The organism is Flavivirga aquimarina, assembly GCF_030540835.1.
GTDB lineage: Bacteria > Bacteroidota > Bacteroidia > Flavobacteriales > Flavobacteriaceae > Flavivirga > Flavivirga aquimarina.
In genome coordinates, this window is the sequence record NZ_JAUOEK010000155.1 from 1 (window position 1) to 21102 (window position 21102).

21 protein-coding genes are annotated in these 21102 nt (G+C 31.1%); 3 read left to right on the top strand and 18 right to left on the bottom strand.

The features are described from left to right. Positions 1-281: 281 nt before the first annotated feature. The 8 genes from Q4Q35_RS16470 to Q4Q35_RS16505 form a co-directional block, all read right to left on the bottom strand. On the bottom strand, positions 282-2744 hold the full coding sequence (locus Q4Q35_RS16470) for an alpha-L-rhamnosidase-related protein (RefSeq protein ID WP_303279116.1): 2463 nt from the start codon (positions 2742-2744) through the stop codon (positions 282-284). An 834-nt stretch (positions 2745-3578) separates the two neighbouring features. Next, positions 3579-4169, bottom strand: a complete 591-nt coding sequence (locus Q4Q35_RS16475; RefSeq protein WP_303279117.1) for a DUF6515 family protein — start codon at positions 4167-4169, stop codon at positions 3579-3581. Positions 4170-4313: 144 nt separating this feature from the next. Then, entirely contained in the window at positions 4314-5048 is a 735-nt protein-coding gene (locus tag Q4Q35_RS16480; protein ID WP_303279118.1) for a LytR/AlgR family response regulator transcription factor, read from the bottom strand. A 4-nt stretch (positions 5049-5052) separates the two neighbouring features. Further along, the gene (locus tag Q4Q35_RS16485) at positions 5053-6024 is read right to left on the bottom strand and encodes a sensor histidine kinase (RefSeq protein ID WP_303279119.1); all 972 of its coding nucleotides are present in this window, start codon (positions 6022-6024) and stop codon (positions 5053-5055) included. A 69-nt stretch (positions 6025-6093) separates the two neighbouring features. Further along, positions 6094-7314: an ABC transporter permease gene (locus Q4Q35_RS16490; RefSeq protein WP_303279120.1), complete on the bottom strand. Its 1221-nt coding sequence runs from the start codon at positions 7312-7314 to the stop codon at positions 6094-6096. 2 nt (positions 7315-7316) lie between these two features. Then, positions 7317-8060 (bottom strand): ABC transporter ATP-binding protein, encoded by a 744-nt coding sequence (locus Q4Q35_RS16495; protein ID WP_303279121.1) that lies wholly within the window; start codon positions 8058-8060, stop codon positions 7317-7319. A 6-nt stretch (positions 8061-8066) separates the two neighbouring features. Next, complete coding sequence (locus tag Q4Q35_RS16500) at positions 8067-9272, bottom strand: efflux RND transporter periplasmic adaptor subunit (protein WP_303279122.1); 1206 nt, start codon at positions 9270-9272, stop codon at positions 8067-8069. Positions 9273-9283: 11 nt separating this feature from the next. Then, positions 9284-10615: a TolC family protein gene (locus tag Q4Q35_RS16505; RefSeq protein WP_303279123.1), complete on the bottom strand. Its 1332-nt coding sequence runs from the start codon at positions 10613-10615 to the stop codon at positions 9284-9286. A gap of 278 nt (positions 10616-10893) precedes the next feature. Here Q4Q35_RS16505 and Q4Q35_RS16510 point away from each other — a divergent pair, with 278 nt between their 5' ends. The 3 genes from Q4Q35_RS16510 to Q4Q35_RS16520 all read left to right on the top strand — a co-directional run bounded on the left by Q4Q35_RS16510 (position 10894) and on the right by Q4Q35_RS16520 (position 13565). Next, positions 10894-11457, top strand: coding sequence for a TetR/AcrR family transcriptional regulator (locus Q4Q35_RS16510; protein WP_303279124.1), 564 nt, complete (start codon positions 10894-10896; stop codon positions 11455-11457). A gap of 78 nt (positions 11458-11535) precedes the next feature. Beyond that, positions 11536-12510: an alpha/beta fold hydrolase gene (locus Q4Q35_RS16515; RefSeq protein ID WP_303279125.1), complete on the top strand. Its 975-nt coding sequence runs from the start codon at positions 11536-11538 to the stop codon at positions 12508-12510. A 92-nt stretch (positions 12511-12602) separates the two neighbouring features. Further along, entirely contained in the window at positions 12603-13565 is a 963-nt protein-coding gene (locus tag Q4Q35_RS16520; RefSeq protein ID WP_303279126.1) for an alpha/beta fold hydrolase, read from the top strand. A 56-nt stretch (positions 13566-13621) separates the two neighbouring features. Here the strand turns inward: Q4Q35_RS16520 and Q4Q35_RS16525 are convergent, their stop codons facing one another. From Q4Q35_RS16525 to Q4Q35_RS16570, 10 genes are all read right to left on the bottom strand, one after another. Continuing rightward, positions 13622-14230: a methyltransferase domain-containing protein gene (locus Q4Q35_RS16525; RefSeq protein WP_303279127.1), complete on the bottom strand. Its 609-nt coding sequence runs from the start codon at positions 14228-14230 to the stop codon at positions 13622-13624. A gap of 56 nt (positions 14231-14286) precedes the next feature. Continuing rightward, the gene (locus Q4Q35_RS16530) at positions 14287-15165 is read right to left on the bottom strand and encodes a helix-turn-helix domain-containing protein (RefSeq protein ID WP_303279128.1); all 879 of its coding nucleotides are present in this window, start codon (positions 15163-15165) and stop codon (positions 14287-14289) included. 247 nt (positions 15166-15412) lie between these two features. Then, positions 15413-15718 (bottom strand): carboxymuconolactone decarboxylase family protein, encoded by a 306-nt coding sequence (locus tag Q4Q35_RS16535; RefSeq protein WP_303279129.1) that lies wholly within the window; start codon positions 15716-15718, stop codon positions 15413-15415. 19 nt (positions 15719-15737) lie between these two features. Continuing rightward, complete coding sequence (locus Q4Q35_RS16540; RefSeq protein ID WP_303279130.1) at positions 15738-16487, bottom strand: SDR family NAD(P)-dependent oxidoreductase; 750 nt, start codon at positions 16485-16487, stop codon at positions 15738-15740. 235 nt (positions 16488-16722) lie between these two features. Then, positions 16723-17595: an RNA polymerase sigma factor gene (locus Q4Q35_RS16545; RefSeq protein WP_303279131.1), complete on the bottom strand. Its 873-nt coding sequence runs from the start codon at positions 17593-17595 to the stop codon at positions 16723-16725. Positions 17596-17663: 68 nt separating this feature from the next. Then, positions 17664-18461: an SDR family oxidoreductase gene (locus Q4Q35_RS16550; RefSeq protein ID WP_303279132.1), complete on the bottom strand. Its 798-nt coding sequence runs from the start codon at positions 18459-18461 to the stop codon at positions 17664-17666. Positions 18462-18624: 163 nt separating this feature from the next. Continuing rightward, complete coding sequence (locus Q4Q35_RS16555; RefSeq protein ID WP_303279133.1) at positions 18625-19263, bottom strand: hypothetical protein; 639 nt, start codon at positions 19261-19263, stop codon at positions 18625-18627. Between the two features lie 28 nt (positions 19264-19291). Then, complete coding sequence (locus Q4Q35_RS16560; protein ID WP_303279134.1) at positions 19292-19885, bottom strand: papain-like cysteine protease family protein; 594 nt, start codon at positions 19883-19885, stop codon at positions 19292-19294. A gap of 32 nt (positions 19886-19917) precedes the next feature. Then, positions 19918-20166, bottom strand: a complete 249-nt coding sequence (locus Q4Q35_RS16565) for a hypothetical protein (protein ID WP_303279135.1) — start codon at positions 20164-20166, stop codon at positions 19918-19920. 11 nt (positions 20167-20177) lie between these two features. Further along, positions 20178-20486, bottom strand: a complete 309-nt coding sequence (locus tag Q4Q35_RS16570) for a hypothetical protein (protein WP_303279136.1) — start codon at positions 20484-20486, stop codon at positions 20178-20180. Between the last annotated feature and the right edge of the window lie 616 nt (positions 20487-21102).

A 21102-nucleotide genomic window follows, 5' to 3' on the forward strand; every position in this document is an offset into this window, starting at 1 on the left:
GAAGTCCATAGGTTCGTTTTGGCAGACTGAAAGTCTGCTTCGTGAAATATGGTAAAACTGAATTCGTGTCAAAAGTTTTTAGAAGCTGAAAGCGACATGCACTAAAGTACATAGTTTTAACTCCATTTGAGACCAATAAAAGATATTAAACCTAGACCCCGCTAAATACTAAAACAAGTTCAGTACAGGAAGCGGGGTTAGTTCAACTTACAATTTTGTAATGTGTATTTAATCTTTTTTACTAATTTAGAACAAAGGATAAAATTTAAACAGTTTCTTAATTATTGTAAGATTATTTTTTTCGAATATGTTTTTCCTTCAGCAACAATTTTAACAATGTACATTCCTGAACTTAAACCGTTTAAAGACAAAGAACCTCTTCCTTTATTAATGTCTCCTGTACGCAGAACTTGCCCCGTTAAGTTAATAACAGATGCTTTTGCCAATGTTAAATCTGGAATTTGGATATTAAGTATCTCCGAATTAAGTAATGGATTAGGATATATACTCAGGTTAATATCTTTTAACTTTTCAGTACCCAATGATTTCCCAACTATTTCAATGGTATGAACTCCACTTTCTAAAATTAATAAATCGACATCATTTTTTGAGACACTATTATGTATCAGATTAAGTTGTGTATTTGGTATTGAAAACTCACCTTCGACTCCTGCTGGAAGCGTTATCGTGTAGAAATCATTTCCTTCAGTGGTTATCTCAAAAACACCTTCTATTCCTCCATTGGGAGTTGGCACCTTGATTGAAGTATTTTTAAGAGTTGATAGTTGTGGTTGAATCGAAGCTTTTGTAAAACCTGGTGTAATAGGTTTTATACCCCACATATAGTTCGGAATTAAGTTTGCAGGAGCAGCTCCCCATGCATGATTCCAATCTAAATTACTTTTATAAGATTCATCCCAAGCTTCAAGGGTAATCGTACTTCCTACTCTAATCATATTATACCAACTTCGGGTGTCTTGAGAGGTCATTAACTCTAATGCATAATCTGCTTCACCTGCATTATATAATGCCTCAAAAAGATACTGTGCACCATATACGCTACAACCCATTCCTTTAGATTTTATAAATGTAGCAACAGTAGCTATATTTTCATCAGGCACAAGCCCCATAGCTAGAGCCATCATGTTAGTATGTAAAGAAGAATGTGAAGTTCCTTCTCCATCTACATATAATCCAGTAGCTGTATCAAAAAAGACTGCATTATATGCTGTTTTTACTTTGATTGCTTCAGCTGTAAAAAGATTTAAATTCGAAGTATCTCCAATAGCTTGAGCCATTTCGGCTAATTGCAGAAGGCTTTTATAATAAAAAGCATTTACTACTGCATTATAAGATTGAAACACGAAACCATCTCTTTCTGTTGTTGGCCAATCAACAATAGGTGTGAACTTAGATGTAGCCCACTGGTTATAAGTAAATCCGAGTTCATTATTAATAAAAGATGCAGTTGCATTTTCATGACTAATCAATCCATCACCACGCCTTAATTCGTATAAACTTTTATCAATTATACGGTCGTAATATTCTGAAATCAATTCCGTATTGCCAGTATAAATATAATCAGCGTAAAACATTAAAACCATATGTTGTTGCCATTCTACAGGCCAGGTAGAGTGATCCATTAAGTATTCAATAGTATTTCTTGCTATTTTATAAGATGCATCAGTTCCATAATGCGATAGTTGATTAAGATACGCATCTGCTTCATATGGGATTCTTTCTCTATCTCCATCTATATAATAACCCATAAAAGAAGTAGCTTTCATCGAATATTTACATAAATCCCATACTTGATTTAAGATAGCATCATCACTACTAAAAGAACTTGCATTCTCATCCCAGGGTCCAAAATATGCTAATTGTACAAAGTCTTCTTTTAAAAGAGTGCCTTCATGATTTTCAATTTCTACATATCGGTATGGCATCAATACAGGAGCATAACTTGGAATTTGTATGGCTCCTTGAGCGGTATTTCTAACGTCCTCAGCTAAAGAAACTTCATAAGTATTTGTACCAGCTACAACAGGAATGTCTACTTTTTGATAGCGAATAGTCGCACCAGGGTTTCTGTCTACACTAGTACCTGACAATTTCTCTCCTAAATGTATAGAAACTGTATGAGCAGTTGTTGCTGTATACGTAAATTCCATACTGGCAAAAGCAGCTTTTCCAAAGTCTAAAACTACATTTGAACCAACGTTAGAAATCGTGGAAGGTGTTATGCGTTCTAAAATATAGCTATAATCATTTGGTATTTCAGGCTCTATATCTGGAACTAAATCTGGATTAAAATCTACCTCTGTAAATTGCATCCTATATTGGTTATTATCCAATGGATTTATCCTAAGCGAAGTTCCTGTTATTTTTACATACTGTACCAATTCTTCTGGAAATGAAAAAGTATTTTTAGAATCTGTTACCGTATAATTTGTTTCATTAGTTACTGTTTTCCATGTATTTGCATCTTGAGACACTTCAATAATGAAGTCTACTGGAAAACCTTGACCACCATCTCTTGAATATAAATGGATGCCATAAATAGAGACTAACTCGCTAAACTTAAGTTGTACCCATTCTTCGTGGTTAGTTGTAGTGCTATTATTACTTGTCCAGCCTTTAGCATCTGTTACTTCTGAATTTTCACCATCTATTAAATTATCAATACTCCATCCAGATTGCTCATAGCTACTTGAAGCTGTAACTTGAATAGATTGGGAAAACATTTTTGAATAAAAAAAAAGTAAAAAAAAGGTTAAAAAAAGAGTTGGTTTAAAAATCATAGTAGTTTAGTTTTGTTTAAATAGTTTAAAAAAAACTGTAAAATCTAAAGCAATTTTCAAGATGTATTTCCTATACTTTAGAGTAAAGTATCTTAGTGCAAATTAACTAAAATGATAAAGCAAACAGGGGTGAATTATCATCCAAAAAGTATACAATAATACAATTCACAGTATTTCAATGATACAAAAAAAAACTTTTTGAATCTTTTAAACTTCTCAATTATGGTGTCTATTTGTTGCTAAAATAAGATTGTACTGTATTTTTATGATGCAATTTTCTGTCATTTAGGACTTAAGTTGCTAATAATAAACACATAAACTTGAGAAATGATAAAAAAAGAATTACTTGTAACCCCATTTTAATCAAACAAAATACGAGAAAAAGAATTTCTTGAAACCAATTATCTCATCCTTTGCTAACAGGACTCAAGACGACAAAATAAACTAAAGGATAAAATTTAAACAGTTTCTTAAAATATAGAAAGTGGATTATTTGAAAATAAATGGAAGGATATAACGATGTACCTGCTTACCAAGCCAAAGACATGGCAGTTTTTAAACGTTTATGGGTATTAACTAGACTTAAAGTCTGATTCTTGTTCATGTTAAGCATAGATAGAGATACCAACCACATTGAAATTCTATTCGTGTAAATTTGTGTAATTCGTGTCTTAATTTTCATTTGATGCTTAGGGTTAAAAAATAAAAAGAGGATAACCATAAAGCCATCCCCTTTTCTCACTACGAATCAGTCAACTAAAAAAATATTATTGCTAATTAATCTATTTCTATAATACCAACGACTTCATAAGCTCTAGTGCCATCTACTTGCACTTTTTCATAAAGAATATTAGCATATTCGTAATAGTTTAGACCGTCTATAGTTACTTTTTCGTAATCTTCTGGTAGTTCGTAAACAACAGTACCAATTTCTGGCTCTACAACTTCGTATTCGTTATTACTTTGAACATAAAATATACCCTGTACATTAAAATAATCACGGTTGTTATAGCGTACACGTTTGGATTTAGGTGGTAATGTTTTAATTCTAAATCCTATTTTAGGAGCAATTACAATGTAGCGTCCTCTTGAATAGGTATAGTATTTATTATTTGCATAGTAATAATTTTGATTTCTATACTTAATAACCGTCCTGTTAGGCACAGTTCTTACAGAAGTCACCTTTCGCTTAGGAGTTTTGTAAGTTACTTTTGTGCTAGATACTCTTCTATTAACTTTACTTTTTTTAGTTGTAGTTGTTGCTACCGTTTTTGTTTTTTGATTACGTTTTGTTTGCGCTGAAACTTGTGTTGTAAAAGCCATCAATAATAATGATGACATCGCGTATACTTTAATAAATGTTTTCATAATTTATAAAATTTAGGGATTACTTTATTTGTATTAATAGTATAAAGGTATTTGTATAGGGTGTACTAAAAAAAGCAAATAGACAAATGCTTATATTGTGTCTATGAATAGAATGATTTTATAGAAGTCTTTTAAATGGGAACTTTACAAGTTTAAAGAATTGTTATTTACAAACGCTAAAAATGCTGGTTTGTATTGTTCTGAAACTGTAATACGTTGGTTATTGATAATAATTTGACTACGTTCTATAACTTCAATACTTTTTAAAGAGACTATAAAAGACCTGTGAACGCGTAAAAATTGGGTTTCTGGAAGTTCTTCTTGTAACGATTTTAAACTCATCAAAGTTAAAATAGGTTTTGGGTTATCTTTTAGCCATATTTTAATGTAATCTTTAAGGCCTTCAAAATACAATACATCAGCCAGTTTAATACGCAATTGTTTGTATTCCGATTTCACAAAAAGAAATTCTTTTTCTTCAGAGATTATGGATGTTTGTTTCTCTTTAATCAATGAAAACCAATTATAAGCTTTATTGGAAGCTGCTAAAAATTCCGCATAATCAAAAGGTTTTAACAAGTAATCTAAAGCTTCTACTTTAAAACCTTCTAATGCATATTGATCGAATGCAGTGGTGAAAATAACACGTGAGTCTTTGGGCAACATTTTTGAAAACTCAAGACCCGTTAAATCTGGCATTTGTATGTCTAAAAACAGCAAATCTACAGGATCTGTTTTTACATATTCCATAGCTTCCATAGCGCTACTGCACTTTTTTTTAAGTACTAAAAAGGGTGTTTTTTCCACATAGCTTTCCACTAAATTAAGTGCCATAGGCTCGTCATCTACAATAACACAAGTAATTTTAAGGTGGCTCATAATTTTATGTTTCAATTTCTAAAGTCACTAAGAAGCGTTCGTCCTTTACTATCGTTTTAAAGCTATGTTTATTTGGGTATAGTAATTGCAGACGCTTTTCTAGATTTTTAAGCCCAATTCCAGAACCGCTTTTATCGTCTGTCTTTTTTGGGAAATTATCATTTTCAATAATAAACAATACACTTTCTTCCTCACAAGTCATAGCAATATTGATTAGGCTTTCTTTACTTGCCGAGACACCATGTTTAAAAGCATTTTCAATTAATGAAATAAATAATAAAGGTGCTATTTTAATACCTGTATCTTCTGAAGGAAAACTATAAGTTACCTCGGTTTTATCTGATACACGCAGTTTCATTAAATCGATATATTTTTTCATAAAATCGATTTCTTTAGACAGTGGCACCAATTCCATATTAGTTTCATAAAGCATGTAACGCATAAGCTTACTCAAACTATGAATAGAAGTTTTTGCCTGTTCTGGCGAACTATCCACCAATGCATAGATGTTGTTTAACGAGTTAAAAAAGAAATGCGGTTGCAATTGGTAATGTAAATGTTGTAACTCAGACTGAAGCTTATAATTAGCAGCTTCTTTACGTTCGGCTTCTGTTTTTACCCATCGTTTTGTGGTTTTTATTGCAATTGAAAAAAGCAAAGGCGCCATATACGAAAGCGTTTGTATATAAATAAGTATCTTTAAAGGTGGCCCTACTTTTTCAGAATTTTTAGATGATTTTCTAGCGAGCTCTTGAAAAAAGATGTCTTCTATTTGCTCTTTTAATAGTAAGAAAAAAGCAATAAGAACACCATTTATTATAATAAATTGCCAGGTTTTTTTTATGAACAAAAACCGATCTATTATTATAAAATAATTAATATAAAATATTCCAGCATAAAACACTAATGGAATCCAAAAATGAGCAATCACTCTATTAAGATCTTGTTCTTGTCCGTATGACAATATATAAGGCATACTAAATAAGACAAGCCAAACAAGCAGATGTGAAAAGACAGTTATTTTTTTATTTTTATGCATCATTAATTATTCGTAGCGCAAAGCGGTTATTGGGTCTAAAGCCGATGCTTTTCTAGCTGGATACCATCCAAAAAAGATGCCTGTTACAGCACAAACAGCAAACGATATTATAATAGAATACAAGGCTACACTTGTAGGCCAATTTAAGAATTTTTCAATAAAAACAGTCGACCCTAGCCCTAATATTACACCTAAAATTCCACCCGTAATACTTATTAATATAGCCTCAATTAAAAACTGCATTAAAATATCGGCTCCCTTACCTCCTACTGCCATACGCAAGCCTATTTCTTTAGTTCGCTCTTTTACAGAAACATACATAATATTCATGATACCAATACCACCAATTAATAATGAAATACTGGCAACCGCTACCAAAAGAATTGTCAGCATTTCGCTGGTAGAACTAAATGTTGAAATGAGTTCTTCCATGGAACGTACATGAAAATCATCATCTTCAGCATCAGCTAATTTATGTTGCGTACGTAGAATTTCGGTAATTTCTAGTACAGCATTTGGTGCATCCTCTTCACTTATAGCAGATGCCATAACTTCATTTAAATGATCAATCGCTAAAATACGCTTTTGTACTGTGGTATAAGGTGCAACTACCACATCATCTTGATCTTGACCAAAGGTATTTTCGCCTTTTTCTTCTAACACGCCAATCACTTTAAACGGAATATTATTAAAGCGAATCATTTTACCAACAGGTGCTTCCCCATCTGGAAACACATTATCGACAACAGTTTGACCTATTAAAGCTACTTTAGCGGCAGATTGTACTTCGGCATTTGTAAACATACTTCCGCTTTGTAAATCGACTACTTTAATATTTAAATAGTCTGGATTGACACCAAAAATTGTAGAAGGCCAGTTGTTAGACCCGTTAATAACTTGTCCGCTACCATTCACTATTGGTGAAATGTAACTTGTTAATGTTGTTTGTGCTTTTATAGCCTCATAATCTTTAAACGTTAGCGTTTCCATCTCACTAGCATTACGACGAACACCTCCACGTACATCTGCTCCAGGTTTAACTGTTATCATATTAGAACCCATATTAGAAATGGTAGCTCGAATACTTTCTTTAGAGCCTTCACCTATTGCTAGCATAGCAATTACTGAAGCGACACCTATAATAATTCCTAACATGGTAAGCAATGTTCTCATTTTATTAAGAACGATAGCCTTAAAAGCGATTTTAAATAAATTTAATAGTCTCATAATCAATGGTCTTCTTTAGGTAATTTAGCTAATTGTTCTGCAGCAGATTGTATGTTATAGTTATTGTAATCCTGCATAATATGTCCATCTTTTAATACAATGGTTCTATTGCTAAATGTTGCAATATCTGGTTCGTGTGTAACGAAGGTTATGGTAATGCCTTGCTTATTTAGTTCTTGAAACAACGACATAATTTCGTAAGATGTTCGTGTATCTAAGTTTCCTGTGGCTTCATCGGCAAGTATCATAACAGGATTGTTAACCAATGACCTTGCTATAGCTACACGTTGTTGTTGTCCACCTGAAAGCTGCGAAGGTGTATGATTCATTCTGTCGCCCAACCCAACCATCTTAAGGGCTTTAATGGCACGTTCTCTTCTTTCTATAGTAGAAACTTTACTATTGTATAAAAGTGGTAATTCTACATTTTCAATAGCAGATGTTCTAGGCAATAAATTATAGGATTGAAAAATAAATCCGATCTTTTCGTTTCTAATCGTTGCTAATTCATTTCTACTAAGCCCTTTTACTTTTACACCATCAATTTCATAAGTTCCTGATGTTGGTTGATCTAAACATCCTAAGATATTTAACAAGGTACTTTTACCAGATCCACTAGACCCCATAATGGTTACAAATTCACCTTCTTTTATGTCAAACGAAATACTTCTTAAGGCATGAACTGTTTCACTCCCCATAGTAAACTCACGTTTTAAGTCTTCTATTTTAATAATTTCTTTACGCATCACTGTTTACTTTTTTTTGTTTGCCCCTGGTCGTTGCGGCATAAAAGGACTCTCATTTGTGCCTCCTGTATTGGTTTCAGATTTACTAACACCCTTTAAGCTATAAACCAATTTTTCTCCTTCATTAAGCCCACTCATTATTTGTACATTTACACCATCGCTAGCTCCTAGCGTAACTGTTTTTGGGATAATAGCTCCATTGTTTCCTAGTACCCAAAGTGTTGATTGGTCTTTACTAATTTGGCTCGTATTTTCTGATAGTTCATGCTGCAAATTATAGGTTGATAGTGTTTCTTCTTCAGGTTTAAAATTGATAGCTTTTGCTTCTGCTGTTAATACATCATTCAATTCTAAAGTGTAAATAGAAATGGTTGCTGTTAACCCTGGTTTTAATTTCAAATTGGAGTTATCTGCCTTAATAACAACAGTATACGTTACTACATTTGAAGTGACAGTTGGATCTAATCTTACTTGAGTAACGATACCATTAAAAGTTTCGCCTATATAAGCATCTACAGTAAACTCAACACGTTGTCCTTCTTTTACTTGTCCTATATCTGCTTCATCTACATCTGCTTCAACTTGCATTTCTTTTAAATCTTGAGCAATTGTAAATAAAGTTGGTGTACTTAAACTTGCAGCGACAGTTTGCCCTTCATCTATATCTCTTGACAATACTACACCGTTTATAGGCGAATAAATATTAGCATAACCTAAATTAGTTCTAGCTTGTTGTAAGTCTGAATAACGTTGTGTTACTGTTCCTTTTGCTATTTGATAATTGTAAGTAGCATCATCGAAATCTGATTTACTAATAACTTGATTATCGTACAAGGTTTTTTGTCTTTCGTAAATCGTTTGTGTGTAGTTTCTTTGATTTACAGCATTATCGTAAGCTGCTTGTGCTTGTATTTTAGACGCGTTAAGATTAGTTTTATCTAATTCTGCAATAAGTTGACCTTCTTTAACAACACTATTATAATCTACATATATTTTTTCTACGACACCAGATACTTGTGTACCAACTTCAACTTGTGTAATGGGTTCTATGGTTCCTGTAGCTGTCACCATTGTAGTCACATTTGCTTTTTTAGCAGATACTGTTTTTGCTTCAATAATAACAGCATCGATACCTTTTAGAAAAGAGTAACCTACAATTGCAAGTATTACAAATACAATGCTACTTATGATGATATTTTTTTTAGTTTTCATATTAATTTTGATTAAAGTTTTATATCGTTTCCTTGATAAAATTGTAATAATTGATGGTATAAAATGTTTAAGTATTTAGCCTGTAAATAATTTTGTTGTGCGTTCGTATATGTGTTTTGGCTAATCACCAAATCGGTAGTACTTAAACTTCCTAATTCATATTTCTTTTGTGCTAATTGATAGGATTGTTGTGCGGCTTCTTTTGAAGCTTCTGCAGCAATAACTTGTTCTTGGGCCGACAATGCGTTTTGATATGCGGTTTCTACTTTTTTATAGACCTCTTTTTCTGTGTTTTGTTTTTGTATTTGGGCTTTCTCAATATTAATAGTAGCAGTTTTTACTGCTGCTTTGGTTTGATTTCTGTTAAAAATTGGAATGCTTAAGGATAAACCTATTCTCTGATTGAAATTAACATCAAACTGATCTGAAAACGTATTGTTATCAATACTTGTATAACCAGAACCTAAGCCTCCTGTTAAAGTTAAAGCTGGTAAAAAACCACCTTTAGCAATGTCTAATTCTTTCTCGTTTGCAGAAATATTTAAAATACTCGATTGAATCTCTGGTAAAGAGCTTAAGGCTTTGTTATAAATATCCATTCTATTCAGTTCTAAGTTTATTACATCCATGTTTTCATCAATGGTTTCAATTTCTAAATCTTCCATTGGTGATAATTCTAATAATTGTTTTAATTCAATTATATATTGTTGATAATCATTTTTGGCAGCAATGACATTGTATTTATTAGTTGCTGCTTGACTTTGTGCCTCGGTATAATCGCTTAAAGCAATGGTTTCGGCTTCTAAACGAGCTTTAGCTCTTAACACTTCCTTTTCTGAAGCAATTAAATTACTTTCGGCAATAACAATACTTTCTTTACTGTATAAGGTTTGTAAATAAGTTTCTAAAAGATTTAGAACTATATTGTTTTTTTCTACTTCTTCTTGAAATATACTTTGCTTTAATAGTAACCTATTTTGCTTAATCTGATTGTTAATTTGATTCCCTTGAAACAAGGTTACAGAAGTATTAAGACCAATATTTGTACTGTGAATTTGATCCGTTACATAATCGCTAGTAATAGGATCAATCGTGTTTCCGTTAGAAAAATTTTGTGAAGCGCTACCATACAAATTAGGTAACCTAGACGATTTGGCCTTGCTATAATCTACTTCTGCTATACTTTTATTTAAAGCAGCATCTTTAACCGTAATATTATTTTCTAGAGCGTACTCAATACAATCTTCTAAAGACCATACTTTAGGCGACTTGTTTGTTAAAGCATCTTGTGCAAAGGAGAATTGCACAAATATAAAGCTTGCAATGATTAGATATAGTTTCATTTTTTTTGAGCGTTTTAAATTATTACTTCAAAGGTGAAACTATATACTAGCTTAATAAAAAGGAATAGACGTTTGAGGCAATTAACTATACAAATACTATTAATGTATCGATGAGAATATTTAAATATGAACCATAATAATTTACAGCTTGTATATAAAACATTACACTTCCCTCCTACGTCGTCTCATAAAAAGTTGAATTATACTTATTAGCAATTTTATGTTTTTCTTATTAATTCAATTACCGAATGATCGTTCGGTAATTGAATTATTGCATCATGAGACCACAAAAAGTACAAGATGAAGAGATTATTACAAGCTTAGTCAAATCTTTTCGTTCTCATGGTTATGAAGGATCTAGTCTTGCTGAATTAGCAAAAAGTACTGGATTAAAAAAGGCAAGTCTTTATCACAGGTTCCCTAAAGGAAAACATGAAATGGCAGTTGCTGTACTTGATTATATAGAAGAATGGGTTGATGAGCATATTTTAAAATTGTTAATGGATGATGCCAAGCCGCCCGTAGATAGATTAATTAAAGTTTTAGACGAAATTAGAATTTCGTACGACAAAGGAAATGAAACTTGTATTTTTAGAGCATTGTCTTTAGGACAAAGTTTATCCTTGTTTGATGCACAAATTAAAAAAGGGATGAACACATGGATTATAGCTTTTAAAACCTTGGGGCTTTCATTTGGTTTTGATGAAGATGAAGCTCAAAAAAAGGCTATGAATACCTTGATTAAAATTCAAGGAAGCCTTATTGTTACAAAGGGCCTGGATGACTTAAAAGTATTTGAAAACACATTAAATGATATTAAATCTGATTATCTTAAAACATAAAAAAATTTACAATATTTATTTACCGAATGGTCGGTAATAAACTTTTATAAACACTCAAATTAATTTAAATATAAAACAATGAAAAATTTATTAATAGTACTAATAACAATGACTTTTTTAAGCTCATGTGGAGAAAAAAATAAGCAAAAAAATATTGTTATTCCAAATCAAACAAAACAACAAACAACAAATACTATTAGCTATAAAACTATTGATATTAACGGAATTAATGTAGCTTATAGAGAAGCTGGGGATCCTAAAAATAAAACGATTGTATTATTACACGGTTTTCCGTCTTCTTCTCATCAATATAGAAAAGTTTTAAATCAATTATCAGACGAATACCATTTAATTGCTCCTGATTATCCTGGTTTTGGCAATAGTGATTTTCCTAGTTCTGAAACATATAAATATACTTTTGATAATCTGGCTTTAACAATTGATGCCTTTTTAGAGAAAAAAGAAATACAATCATATGCCTTGATGATTCAAGATTATGGAGCTCCTATTGGCTTTCGAATTGCAACAAAACATCCTGAAAGAGTTACAGCTATTATAAACCAAAATGGTAATGCTTATGAAGAAGGTTTAGGTGATGCTTGGGCTGGTGTTAGAGAACTTTGGAAAGATAGAAATAAGAAAACAGAGGATGCTTTATTACCAGTTTTTTCTTTAGAAGGATTAAAATGGCAATACACACATGGGGTTAGAAATGAAGAAAATATAAATCCAGACACGTGGCACTTAGATTATTTGAGATTATCAAGACCTAATGCGCATATAGTTAACTTAGATTTATTTTATGATTATCAAAATAACATAAAACTATATCCTAAATGGCAAAAATATTTAAGAGATAACCAACCTCCATTATTAATTGTTTGGGGTAAAAATGATGCTTTTTTTCCTGAAAGTGGTGCAGAAGCTTTTAAAAAAGATGTTAAAAAAATCGATTATAATATTTATAATACGGGACACTTTGCTTTGGAAGAGGATGGCAATGATATTATTCAAAAAATAAGATTATTTATGAATAAAAATAATAATATTTAGTGTATCAATTATTTTTTAAATATGTGTTTCTCTTCTTTGTTTGCAGCTAAAAATTAAAAAGAACCACATATTTATCTTAATAAATAAAAATAATGAAGAAATTATTAATAATTACACAGGTATTATTAGTTATAGTTGGATGTAACAATGATATAAGCAATAAGGAGTATTTTTTACCTCCTCCAACAACTTACAACTATAAGGAAATTAACGGAGTTAAATTATTTTATAGAGAAGCAGGCGATTTAAATAAGCCTACAATTGTATTATTGCATGGTTATCCATCTTCATCACATAGTTACAGAAACTTAATCCCGATGTTGGCTAATAATTACCATATAATTGCACCAGACAATTTAGGTTCTGGCTATAGCGATCATCCAAATCCTGATACTACAAAATATACTTTTGATTTGTTAGCAGCATACACTGAAGACTTATTAGAAACTCTTAATATAGATGATTATATTATGTATATACAAGATTTTGGTGCGCCTGTAGGTTACCGAATGATGATGAAAAACCCTAAAAGAATAAAAGCTTTAATTGTACAAAATGCAAATGCTTATTTAGATGGTTTGACTCCTAAACGACAAGAGTTTTTCAAAAATGCACAACAAGATACATCACAAAAAGAACTTGATTTTTTGTATTCTATTACAAGTAAAGACGTTATTATTAATAAGCAGTATTTATTTGATATTGCTCCTGAAAATTATAAAATTCAAAGCCCAGATGCATGGACACACGATCTAAGCTTTTTAGAATCTGAATCTGATAGAAATATTCAAGTACAATTGTTTCAAGATTATTATACCAATTTACTTTCTTATCCTACTTGGCAAAAAATGTTAAAAGAAACACAACCAAAAACGTTAATTGTTTGGGGTGCAAAAGATTTAAAATTTAATGCTAATGGAGCCAAGGCTTATTTAAGAGATTTACCAAATGCTGAATTACATTTACTTGATGCTGGTCATTTTGCTGCCGAAGAAAAAACTAGAGAAGTTGCAGAGCTTATTTTAAAATTTCTTGAAAAGAATAAAATCAAATAAGACATTGGTAATCTTAAAATCTAGCATAAAAAAAGCTGAATTCTTTGGGTTTTAACCTAGAATTCAGCATTGCTTAGTATTCCAAACAATTCATTACCTGCTCTATCTGGAATAGAATTATATGCTTTCTCAAAAAATATAGTCTTAAAATACGAACTAAAAATCTCTAAATATAATGCTTTCGTTCCTCCAAAAGGGCGTTTTTCCATATCTCCAGTTAAAGGTATATCAAACCATAAACCAACCAATTTACCTTTTGGTTTTAGTAAAGACTTTATTTTGCTTGCATAACTAATTCTATTTTCTCTAGTGGGTGGAAATGAACAGAAAAAAGTTTGTTCTAATACAAGATCGTATTGCCCTTCATGCTCAAAAAAATCTTGGTGCAATATGTTTTCTTTTGGAAAATCAGGATATTTTTTTTGAAAATTCTCTAATGGAATTAGAGAAATATCCATGATAAATATATTTTTAAAACCTTGTTCGTACAAATAAGCAGCTTCATAAGCATTACCGGCTCCAGGTATTAAAATGGCACTGTTTTTATTGGTAAGCTGATCTATGTATTCTTTTAAGGGTGTGGAAGGATAACCTATATCCCACCCTGTACTCTCTTCTTTATAACGGTTTGACCAATAGCCTTGTGCTTCTTTATTTTTTATCATCGGCTTATTTTTATAATACGGTCTGAGTTAATAATTTATAGCATTAAAATTAAAAACTACAATTCTACATTTGTTCTATAACTACTAGGAGAAACGCCTAAATGCCTTTTAAAATATTTTACAAAATATGAGGCATCATCAAAGCCTACTCGATAGGCAATTTCACTTATTTGTAAACTCGTGAATTTTAGCAAACGCTGAGTTTCAAGAATAATACGTTCTGAAATGATTTCAGAAGCTGGTTTACCTACAATTTCTTTTGTTATGTTGGTTAATGTTTTAGATGATATATTAAGAATAGCTGCATAATTACTCACGGTTAAATTTTTGACATAATTTTCATCCACAAGTTCTTTATATTTCGCAAAAAGCAGCTCATGATGGTTATTAAATTTAATACGCTTTTTATCTCCTTGATGCATGCGCTCTAAAATAATTAAAAACGATTTTAGAGAAAAACGAATAATATCTTCGTAACCAAACAGCTGTTTACGTTCCATTTCATTTTCCATTAATTTTATGTAAGATGATGCTATTTCTATTGTTTCTTGTTCAATCACATGGCAAGGGCTTTCAAGTGAACTAAAGATGTTATATTTTAAAAACATATCCACATCATTGTGCATAAAAAAGCTTTCATTAAAATGAATTAGCCACCCTTCAACATCAAGGTTATTATCAAAAGCATGTATACTGCCTTTAGAAATAAAAAAAATATTGTTTTTCTTTATATCATAAGTTTTAAAGTCTACAATATGCTTGCCTCCTTCATTAAAAAACCAAATGATTTGATAATAACTATGTGAATGAGCTTTGGCAGCTTTTTCTCCACTTTTTTTTCTATATGAATTTAAATTATAAATTTGAAATTGAAGCTTTTCAGGATATGCTTTGTGCAAATGGTATTGCTCTATTTTCGAATTATTTTTATCCATTTATATGCTTCTAGTATGTAACACAAGATAAGTCTTATTTTATAAATAATATGACATTTTATTAATGGGTTTAGCTCTATTTATCTCCTAAATCTATAGCATTTTTAGTAAGCATGCAACCGTTATGCGACGCCTAATCATTAAAAAAAGTCTCACCCTGATTATCTATAAGATAAGCAGAAGTGAGACCAAAGCATGTTGAGAGACTAGCAACAACTATAATATTGTTATTGGTTTTCTTTTTTCATTATTTTTCCATTAAATGGCTTCCGTGTACTACAGCTGCTCCAGCACGTAAAGCTGCTGCTACAAAAGTCGTTTCAGCTAATTCTTCTTGTGTTGCACCTACTTTTACTGCTTGTTCTTTGTGTATTTCTAAACAATAAGGACATTGTGTAGTAAGCGCTACAGCAACTGCAATTAATTCTTTATATTTTTTTGGGATAACTCCATTTTCTAATGCAACTAGGTCTAATGCTTGAAACGCTTTCATTGCTTTTTCTGCGTTTTTTCCTAGGGTACCTAATTTCTTTAGGTTATTCATGTCGTACATAGTTCTTCTTTTTAATGAATTAATTTCTACCAGACATAACTCCCCCATCAGTATCCCAAATGGCACCTGTTACCCATGCCGCTTGATCTGATAATAAATAAGAAATAGTATTAGCTACATCTTGAGCTTTACCATTACGACCTATTGGATGAAAAGCATGAAAATTTTGTAATCCATCATGTGCTTCTTGTTTACCACCAAAAACGCTTTCATAAACAGGAGTTTCAACTACTGCTGGAGATACTGCATTGACACGTATTTTATGATCGGCAAGTTCCATTGCCAAATGTTGTGTTAATGAATGTAACCCTGCTTTTTGCATAGAATATGCACTTGAAGGTGTTGCTTTTACAGCTTGTTTTGCCCACATAGAGCCTACATTTACAATAGCACCACCATTTGTAGTAACCATTTTCTTTGCAGCAGCTTGTGTAATAAAAAAGAAACCTCTGTTTAAATCTTGATAAGAATCATAATCTGTAGTCGTATGATCTAAAAATGGTTTAGGCCCAAAAATACCAGAAGCATTTACTAAATAATCTAAATTGTCTAAACTTTCAATTTTTGCATTTAAAGCATCAACTTGTTTTGTATCTGTAATATCTACTTGATGTGTGTATAGATTTCCTGAAGCTTCATTTTTAAATGCATCTAATTTTGCATTGTTAGTTCCTACAATATGTACTTCACAACCTTGTTTAAGTAATGTTTCAGCTGTAGCTTTTCCAATTCCACTACTTCCTCCTATAATTAATGCTCTTTTACTCATAATCTATTTTTTATTAAATGATTTTTTAAAAATTATATTACAAATGTATTGGTAGCTATTATCATTAAATAGTAGAAAAAAGAAAATGAGTGGTATTTTAGAGAAATTAAATGTTCCTTTTCATCAATGGCTTATAGTAAAAATCAGCTCTTTAATTAATATCGATTCTATTAAATAAAACTTTTGCTAAGTATATTGTTTTGTGAGATATAAAACCTATTTCAATTTAATTATTTTATAATTCTAAAATTGATTTTATTAAATCATTATTTAATATGTCGTTAATAATTTTTGATGACTGTAAAGGGGTTTGCGCAGGATGACTTTGAAATATTTTTTTATTTAGTTCATCCACTGTATTAGAGAATGTAACCGCTTTACTTTTTGATAACGCTTTAATTTTAGACTTATACCTTGTATTAAATTTTAAATTATCTGGGTCTACCTTTCCCTCGTTAATATAGCCTCTTGTTTTTTTTGAACACCTACAGGGATTGTTAACATTAACCAACCCACATTTATTATTCATCCAATTATACAACTCTTTACGGGCTCTCATTAATTTTATTCTAAAATTACCTGGTGTAATTCCTAAAATTTCTCCTCCAAGATTATGCTCCATTTCAAACATTTCGCCTAAAATATAAATCATTCGTTGTTCTTTTGATAAACAAAGTAACATACCCGTAGTACAATTAATTCTAATCTCTTCTATAGTATCTTTAAGTTCTTTTTCTTCTTGTTCGTTTAAATTAGAACTAGGCACACTATCAATAGAATTAAAATAGTTTTCAAAACTAACAAACCTTAATTTAGAACTCTGCTTTTTACTATTTATAAAGTGATTAACCGTAATTCTATATAACCATGTTGTAAATTTACTTTCCCCTTTAAATTTAGACAATGCTGTAATTACTTTAATAAAAGCCTCTTGTGTTAAATCTTCGGCATCTTGTATGTTACCCACCATTTTAAGGGCCAAATTATACACAAAAAGTTGATGACGTACAATAAGCACTTGCAAAGCTTTTTTGTCTCCTTTAACTGATAATTGAACCAATTTAATGTCTTCAAAATCTGTGTAATTATTCGGAAAAAGATTGTTCATTGTAATTGTAATTTTAAAAGTCTCACTTTAATTATATTAAAAATGAGACTTTTAATATAAGTAAATATTTATATAGCGTTAATACCGCCGTGTACAGGGATTTCTTCACCAATAATATATGAAGATTCATCGGAAGCTAAAAACGATACAGCTTTTGCTACCTCTTCTGGATTTCCAAAACGTTTTAATGCTGTTTGTGCTGTAATTGCTTCTGCTGCTCCAGAAAGCACATCATCTGGCAAACCTATTTTACCCCAAAATGGTGTTCCAATTGGTCCAGGGCTTACTGCATTTACACGTATTCCTTGCTCTGCTAATTCTGCCGATGCAACACGTACTAATGATCTTAAAGCTGCTTTACTTGCACTTAATAAACTACTTCCTGCAAATCCTATTTCGTTTAACCAAGATGTTGTGATGATTACAGATGCCTTCGGATTTAAGTTTTTAATACTTTTTTGTAATGTAAAGTATGATCCTTTAAAGTTAACATCCATCATGTCATCAAAAAACGCTTCATCTGTATCTGCTACAGGAGCTAATTTTCCCTTCCCTACATTAATGAATAAAGTATCAATACCACCAAATTTAGACTTAGTTTCAGAAAATAAATTATCTAAATCAGCTTGACTTGTAATATCTCCTCTTACTCCATAGCTATTAGAACCTAATTGTTTTACAGCTGCATCTAAAGCTTCTTGTCCTCTTCCAAAAAGAACAACTTTAGCACCATTATTAATAAATTCTTGAGCTGTTGCTAAACCAATACCACTGGTACCACCTGTAATAACTGCTATTTTTCCTTCTAATTTTCCCATTGCTTTTTCTTTTTTAAATAAATTAAACATAAAAGTTATTGTTTTCATTATTACTTTGGACAGTAAAAAAACAATGGTGTTACAAAACTATTTTAAATTAATTTAAAATTTAAGACGCATTTAAGACATAAATTACATAAACACTTAGGCTTATAAATGAAGAAAGGACCGATAAACGATCCTTTAAAATGATTAATTTATCAATCAATTATTAGTTCAACAATTTACCTTCTTTAAGTTGAGAACCATATTTAGCCTTAAAGGTATTAGCATCACTCTTTAACAATTGTAATAGTGTCGCATCTTCAATAGGTTCTCTTAAATTTCCGCCTTTGTAAGAGGTATAATTTTTACCATCAATATGATATAATATTGTATTTAAATTAGGTACATATATAATTTTTAGACCTTTAAAATCACCTTCTTTAATGCTTCCTGGTAATCGATTCAACTCATCATGGTATTGACGGTTAATCAACTCTGTTATCTTATAAACACCTTGCTTAGCGTTAGATACACTAAAAGTTGTAACGACTGAGCTCCCAGTAACTAACGGGATTATTTTTTTCGCCTCAGTCTCAAGCATATGCGCCATAGGTTGTTGATTGTAATTTAAAAGATTATCAAAATTTATTTCATAATAACTTATTGGAGAAGCGTGGCGTGAATTTTTTATGTCGTCCGCCTTTATACCAAAATTAAACTGATCTCCTGTTTCGGTTAATACTTTAACCAAATCTGCTTTAGCTTTTCTTGTTACCTCTTGTATCCCCTCCATTTGTTCTTGAGCATGTATGGCGATTGTCATTACAATAGCACATAAACTTATGTATATTTTTAAACTTTTCATGATGTGTTGATTTATTAAATTTAAACAATTATTTTTTACTGGTTTTATACCATGTTTTCCAATGTGTACTTGAGCCTGTAGGATCCACATATTCATCATAGGTTATTAAGCGTTCAGATCCATTACATGGAGACCATGGATCATTTAACACAATATAATCTGTACCACCTACACTAACATATCCCTTAACAGCTACAACATGACCTACAACTCCTGATGTACCGTATGCATAACCTAATACATCTTTTGAGCAATAAATACTTTTTCTTAATTGACTTAAAGATAATCCAACGTCGGATGTTGAAAAGTTAACACCAGCGTAATCTAGTTCCAACCAACCAGGCGTGTTACAATCGTTTGTTTTTGGGCAGCTTACACCTGCATTTTGAAAATCACAACAGTTTGTTTTTCCAAATCGGTGATTCGCTAAATCGCATTGCGTTACATATTGCCCTTCGTTTTGTGCAATCATTTGTGTAACAGCAGCCCAACACCAATTGTTCGTTTCTTGTGGTCTTAATGTATTGTTTACACTTCCTATTGTAGTACTTGGTGTGCAACAGCTTTGAATTATAATAGCTAAAAAAGCTGATTTAATAAATAATTTAAAATTAGTTTTCATGATTATTGTTATTTGATTAAGATATTTAGTGGCTATTTGCTTTGTTTTTTAATTAATACATCTCCTTTTCTTTCTCTTTTTAGTACAAAATCATCACATAGTTTACTAAATTGATCTCTATCAATTTTTTGACTAAATGGGTGATTTTCCATCGTTATTTTTGTGAGTTCTGGCGAAGCAATAAAATGGGCCCTTATTTTTCCGCTTTTTTGAATCACCGAATCCTTTATACTCCCTTTTTCAGTGGCATATATTGTTAAAATGTTTGTTCCTGTTTTCATGTGAATTGTTTTTAATTATCAATAAAACTTACACCAACTCCATAATATAAAACTGGATTTGATCCTGTATTTCGTACTCTAAAGTGCATAACCAAACCATCTTCTGAAACACGAGAGCGTACATTCTCTACAGAGAGTTCTGATGGTAATAAACCGTAGTAGTGTGGAAGAAACACCCATGGATGAGCCGTAACATTTACCTGTACATTTACTAGGTTAATTCGTCTGTAATCAGAATGTGTAAGCCACCAATCGTGTACACCTCCTACTGCTAAACCACTTCCTGAATAATCAAATTTGTGAAATTCTACATTAGCCATAATCTATAATTTAGTATTATTATGAAAACAAAATTCTAATGTTTTACCAGAACTTCCAAGGGCCTATTGCATGTTTTTAACCTGTGTTTTTCCTATATAATTTATAGGGTTTTTCCTATAATAATTATGTTTTTTACCTGAAAAAAAATGAAATTCCTATTTAAGAAAAGCATCTTAAGTCTTATAACTTCAAAAATTGTATTAGAGAATAATGGATAAGAAAAAGCGTTACTAAATTAGTTCACTAAAGGTTTAACCTTATTTTGAACAATTAGTTTGAAGTGTGTGAATATATGATTACAGAATATTTTAATATTCATTCTACAATCTGGTTATTATATGAAAAAGTTACTTTATATCGGCATATCGCCCAAGAACAAAAAAGTTGATATAATTATTATCAGAATCTTTAATATTTAGGTTAAGTGGAAGACTGGTTTCTGAAACTATCCAGCTCCCAAATCTATTGGCACTCCCCGTAATATCATCATTTTTGTCAATGAATGAAATGTAAGCTATAGCTCCATCAACAGTTAAAATGGGTTTGATGGTTTTATAAAAGGTTTTAAAAGTACTTTTTCTTGTGCCTCATAATATAGCTTGATCAATTTATCAT

Coding starts and splice junctions, on each gene's coding strand:
- Q4Q35_RS16505 (WP_303279123.1), bottom strand. CDS start 10,615: ATGAAACTATATCTAATCATTGCAAGCTTTATATTTGTGCAATTCTCC.
- Q4Q35_RS16480 (WP_303279118.1), bottom strand. CDS start 5,048: ATGAGCCACCTTAAAATTACTTGTGTTATTGTAGATGACGAGCCTATG.
- Q4Q35_RS16475 (WP_303279117.1), bottom strand. CDS start 4,169: ATGAAAACATTTATTAAAGTATACGCGATGTCATCATTATTATTGATG.
- Q4Q35_RS16525 (WP_303279127.1), bottom strand. CDS start 14,230: ATGATAAAAAATAAAGAAGCACAAGGCTATTGGTCAAACCGTTATAAA.
- Q4Q35_RS16470 (WP_303279116.1), bottom strand. CDS start 2,744: ATGTTTTCCCAATCTATTCAAGTTACAGCTTCAAGTAGCTATGAGCAA.
- Q4Q35_RS16500 (WP_303279122.1), bottom strand. CDS start 9,272: ATGAAAACTAAAAAAAATATCATCATAAGTAGCATTGTATTTGTAATA.
- Q4Q35_RS16565 (WP_303279135.1), bottom strand. CDS start 20,166: ATGAAAACAGGAACAAACATTTTAACAATATATGCCACTGAAAAAGGG.
- Q4Q35_RS16555 (WP_303279133.1), bottom strand. CDS start 19,263: ATGAAAAGTTTAAAAATATACATAAGTTTATGTGCTATTGTAATGACA.
- Q4Q35_RS16540 (WP_303279130.1), bottom strand. CDS start 16,487: ATGAGTAAAAGAGCATTAATTATAGGAGGAAGTAGTGGAATTGGAAAA.
- Q4Q35_RS16495 (WP_303279121.1), bottom strand. CDS start 8,060: ATGCGTAAAGAAATTATTAAAATAGAAGACTTAAAACGTGAGTTTACT.
- Q4Q35_RS16515 (WP_303279125.1), top strand. CDS start 11,536: ATGAAAAATTTATTAATAGTACTAATAACAATGACTTTTTTAAGCTCA.
- Q4Q35_RS16545 (WP_303279131.1), bottom strand. CDS start 17,595: ATGAACAATCTTTTTCCGAATAATTACACAGATTTTGAAGACATTAAA.
- Q4Q35_RS16510 (WP_303279124.1), top strand. CDS start 10,894: ATGAGACCACAAAAAGTACAAGATGAAGAGATTATTACAAGCTTAGTC.
- Q4Q35_RS16550 (WP_303279132.1), bottom strand. CDS start 18,461: ATGAAAACAATAACTTTTATGTTTAATTTATTTAAAAAAGAAAAAGCA.
- Q4Q35_RS16560 (WP_303279134.1), bottom strand. CDS start 19,885: ATGAAAACTAATTTTAAATTATTTATTAAATCAGCTTTTTTAGCTATT.
- Q4Q35_RS16530 (WP_303279128.1), bottom strand. CDS start 15,165: ATGGATAAAAATAATTCGAAAATAGAGCAATACCATTTGCACAAAGCA.
- Q4Q35_RS16520 (WP_303279126.1), top strand. CDS start 12,603: ATGAAGAAATTATTAATAATTACACAGGTATTATTAGTTATAGTTGGA.
- Q4Q35_RS16490 (WP_303279120.1), bottom strand. CDS start 7,314: ATGAGACTATTAAATTTATTTAAAATCGCTTTTAAGGCTATCGTTCTT.
- Q4Q35_RS16535 (WP_303279129.1), bottom strand. CDS start 15,718: ATGTACGACATGAATAACCTAAAGAAATTAGGTACCCTAGGAAAAAAC.
- Q4Q35_RS16570 (WP_303279136.1), bottom strand. CDS start 20,486: ATGGCTAATGTAGAATTTCACAAATTTGATTATTCAGGAAGTGGTTTA.
- Q4Q35_RS16485 (WP_303279119.1), bottom strand. CDS start 6,024: ATGCCTTATATATTGTCATACGGACAAGAACAAGATCTTAATAGAGTG.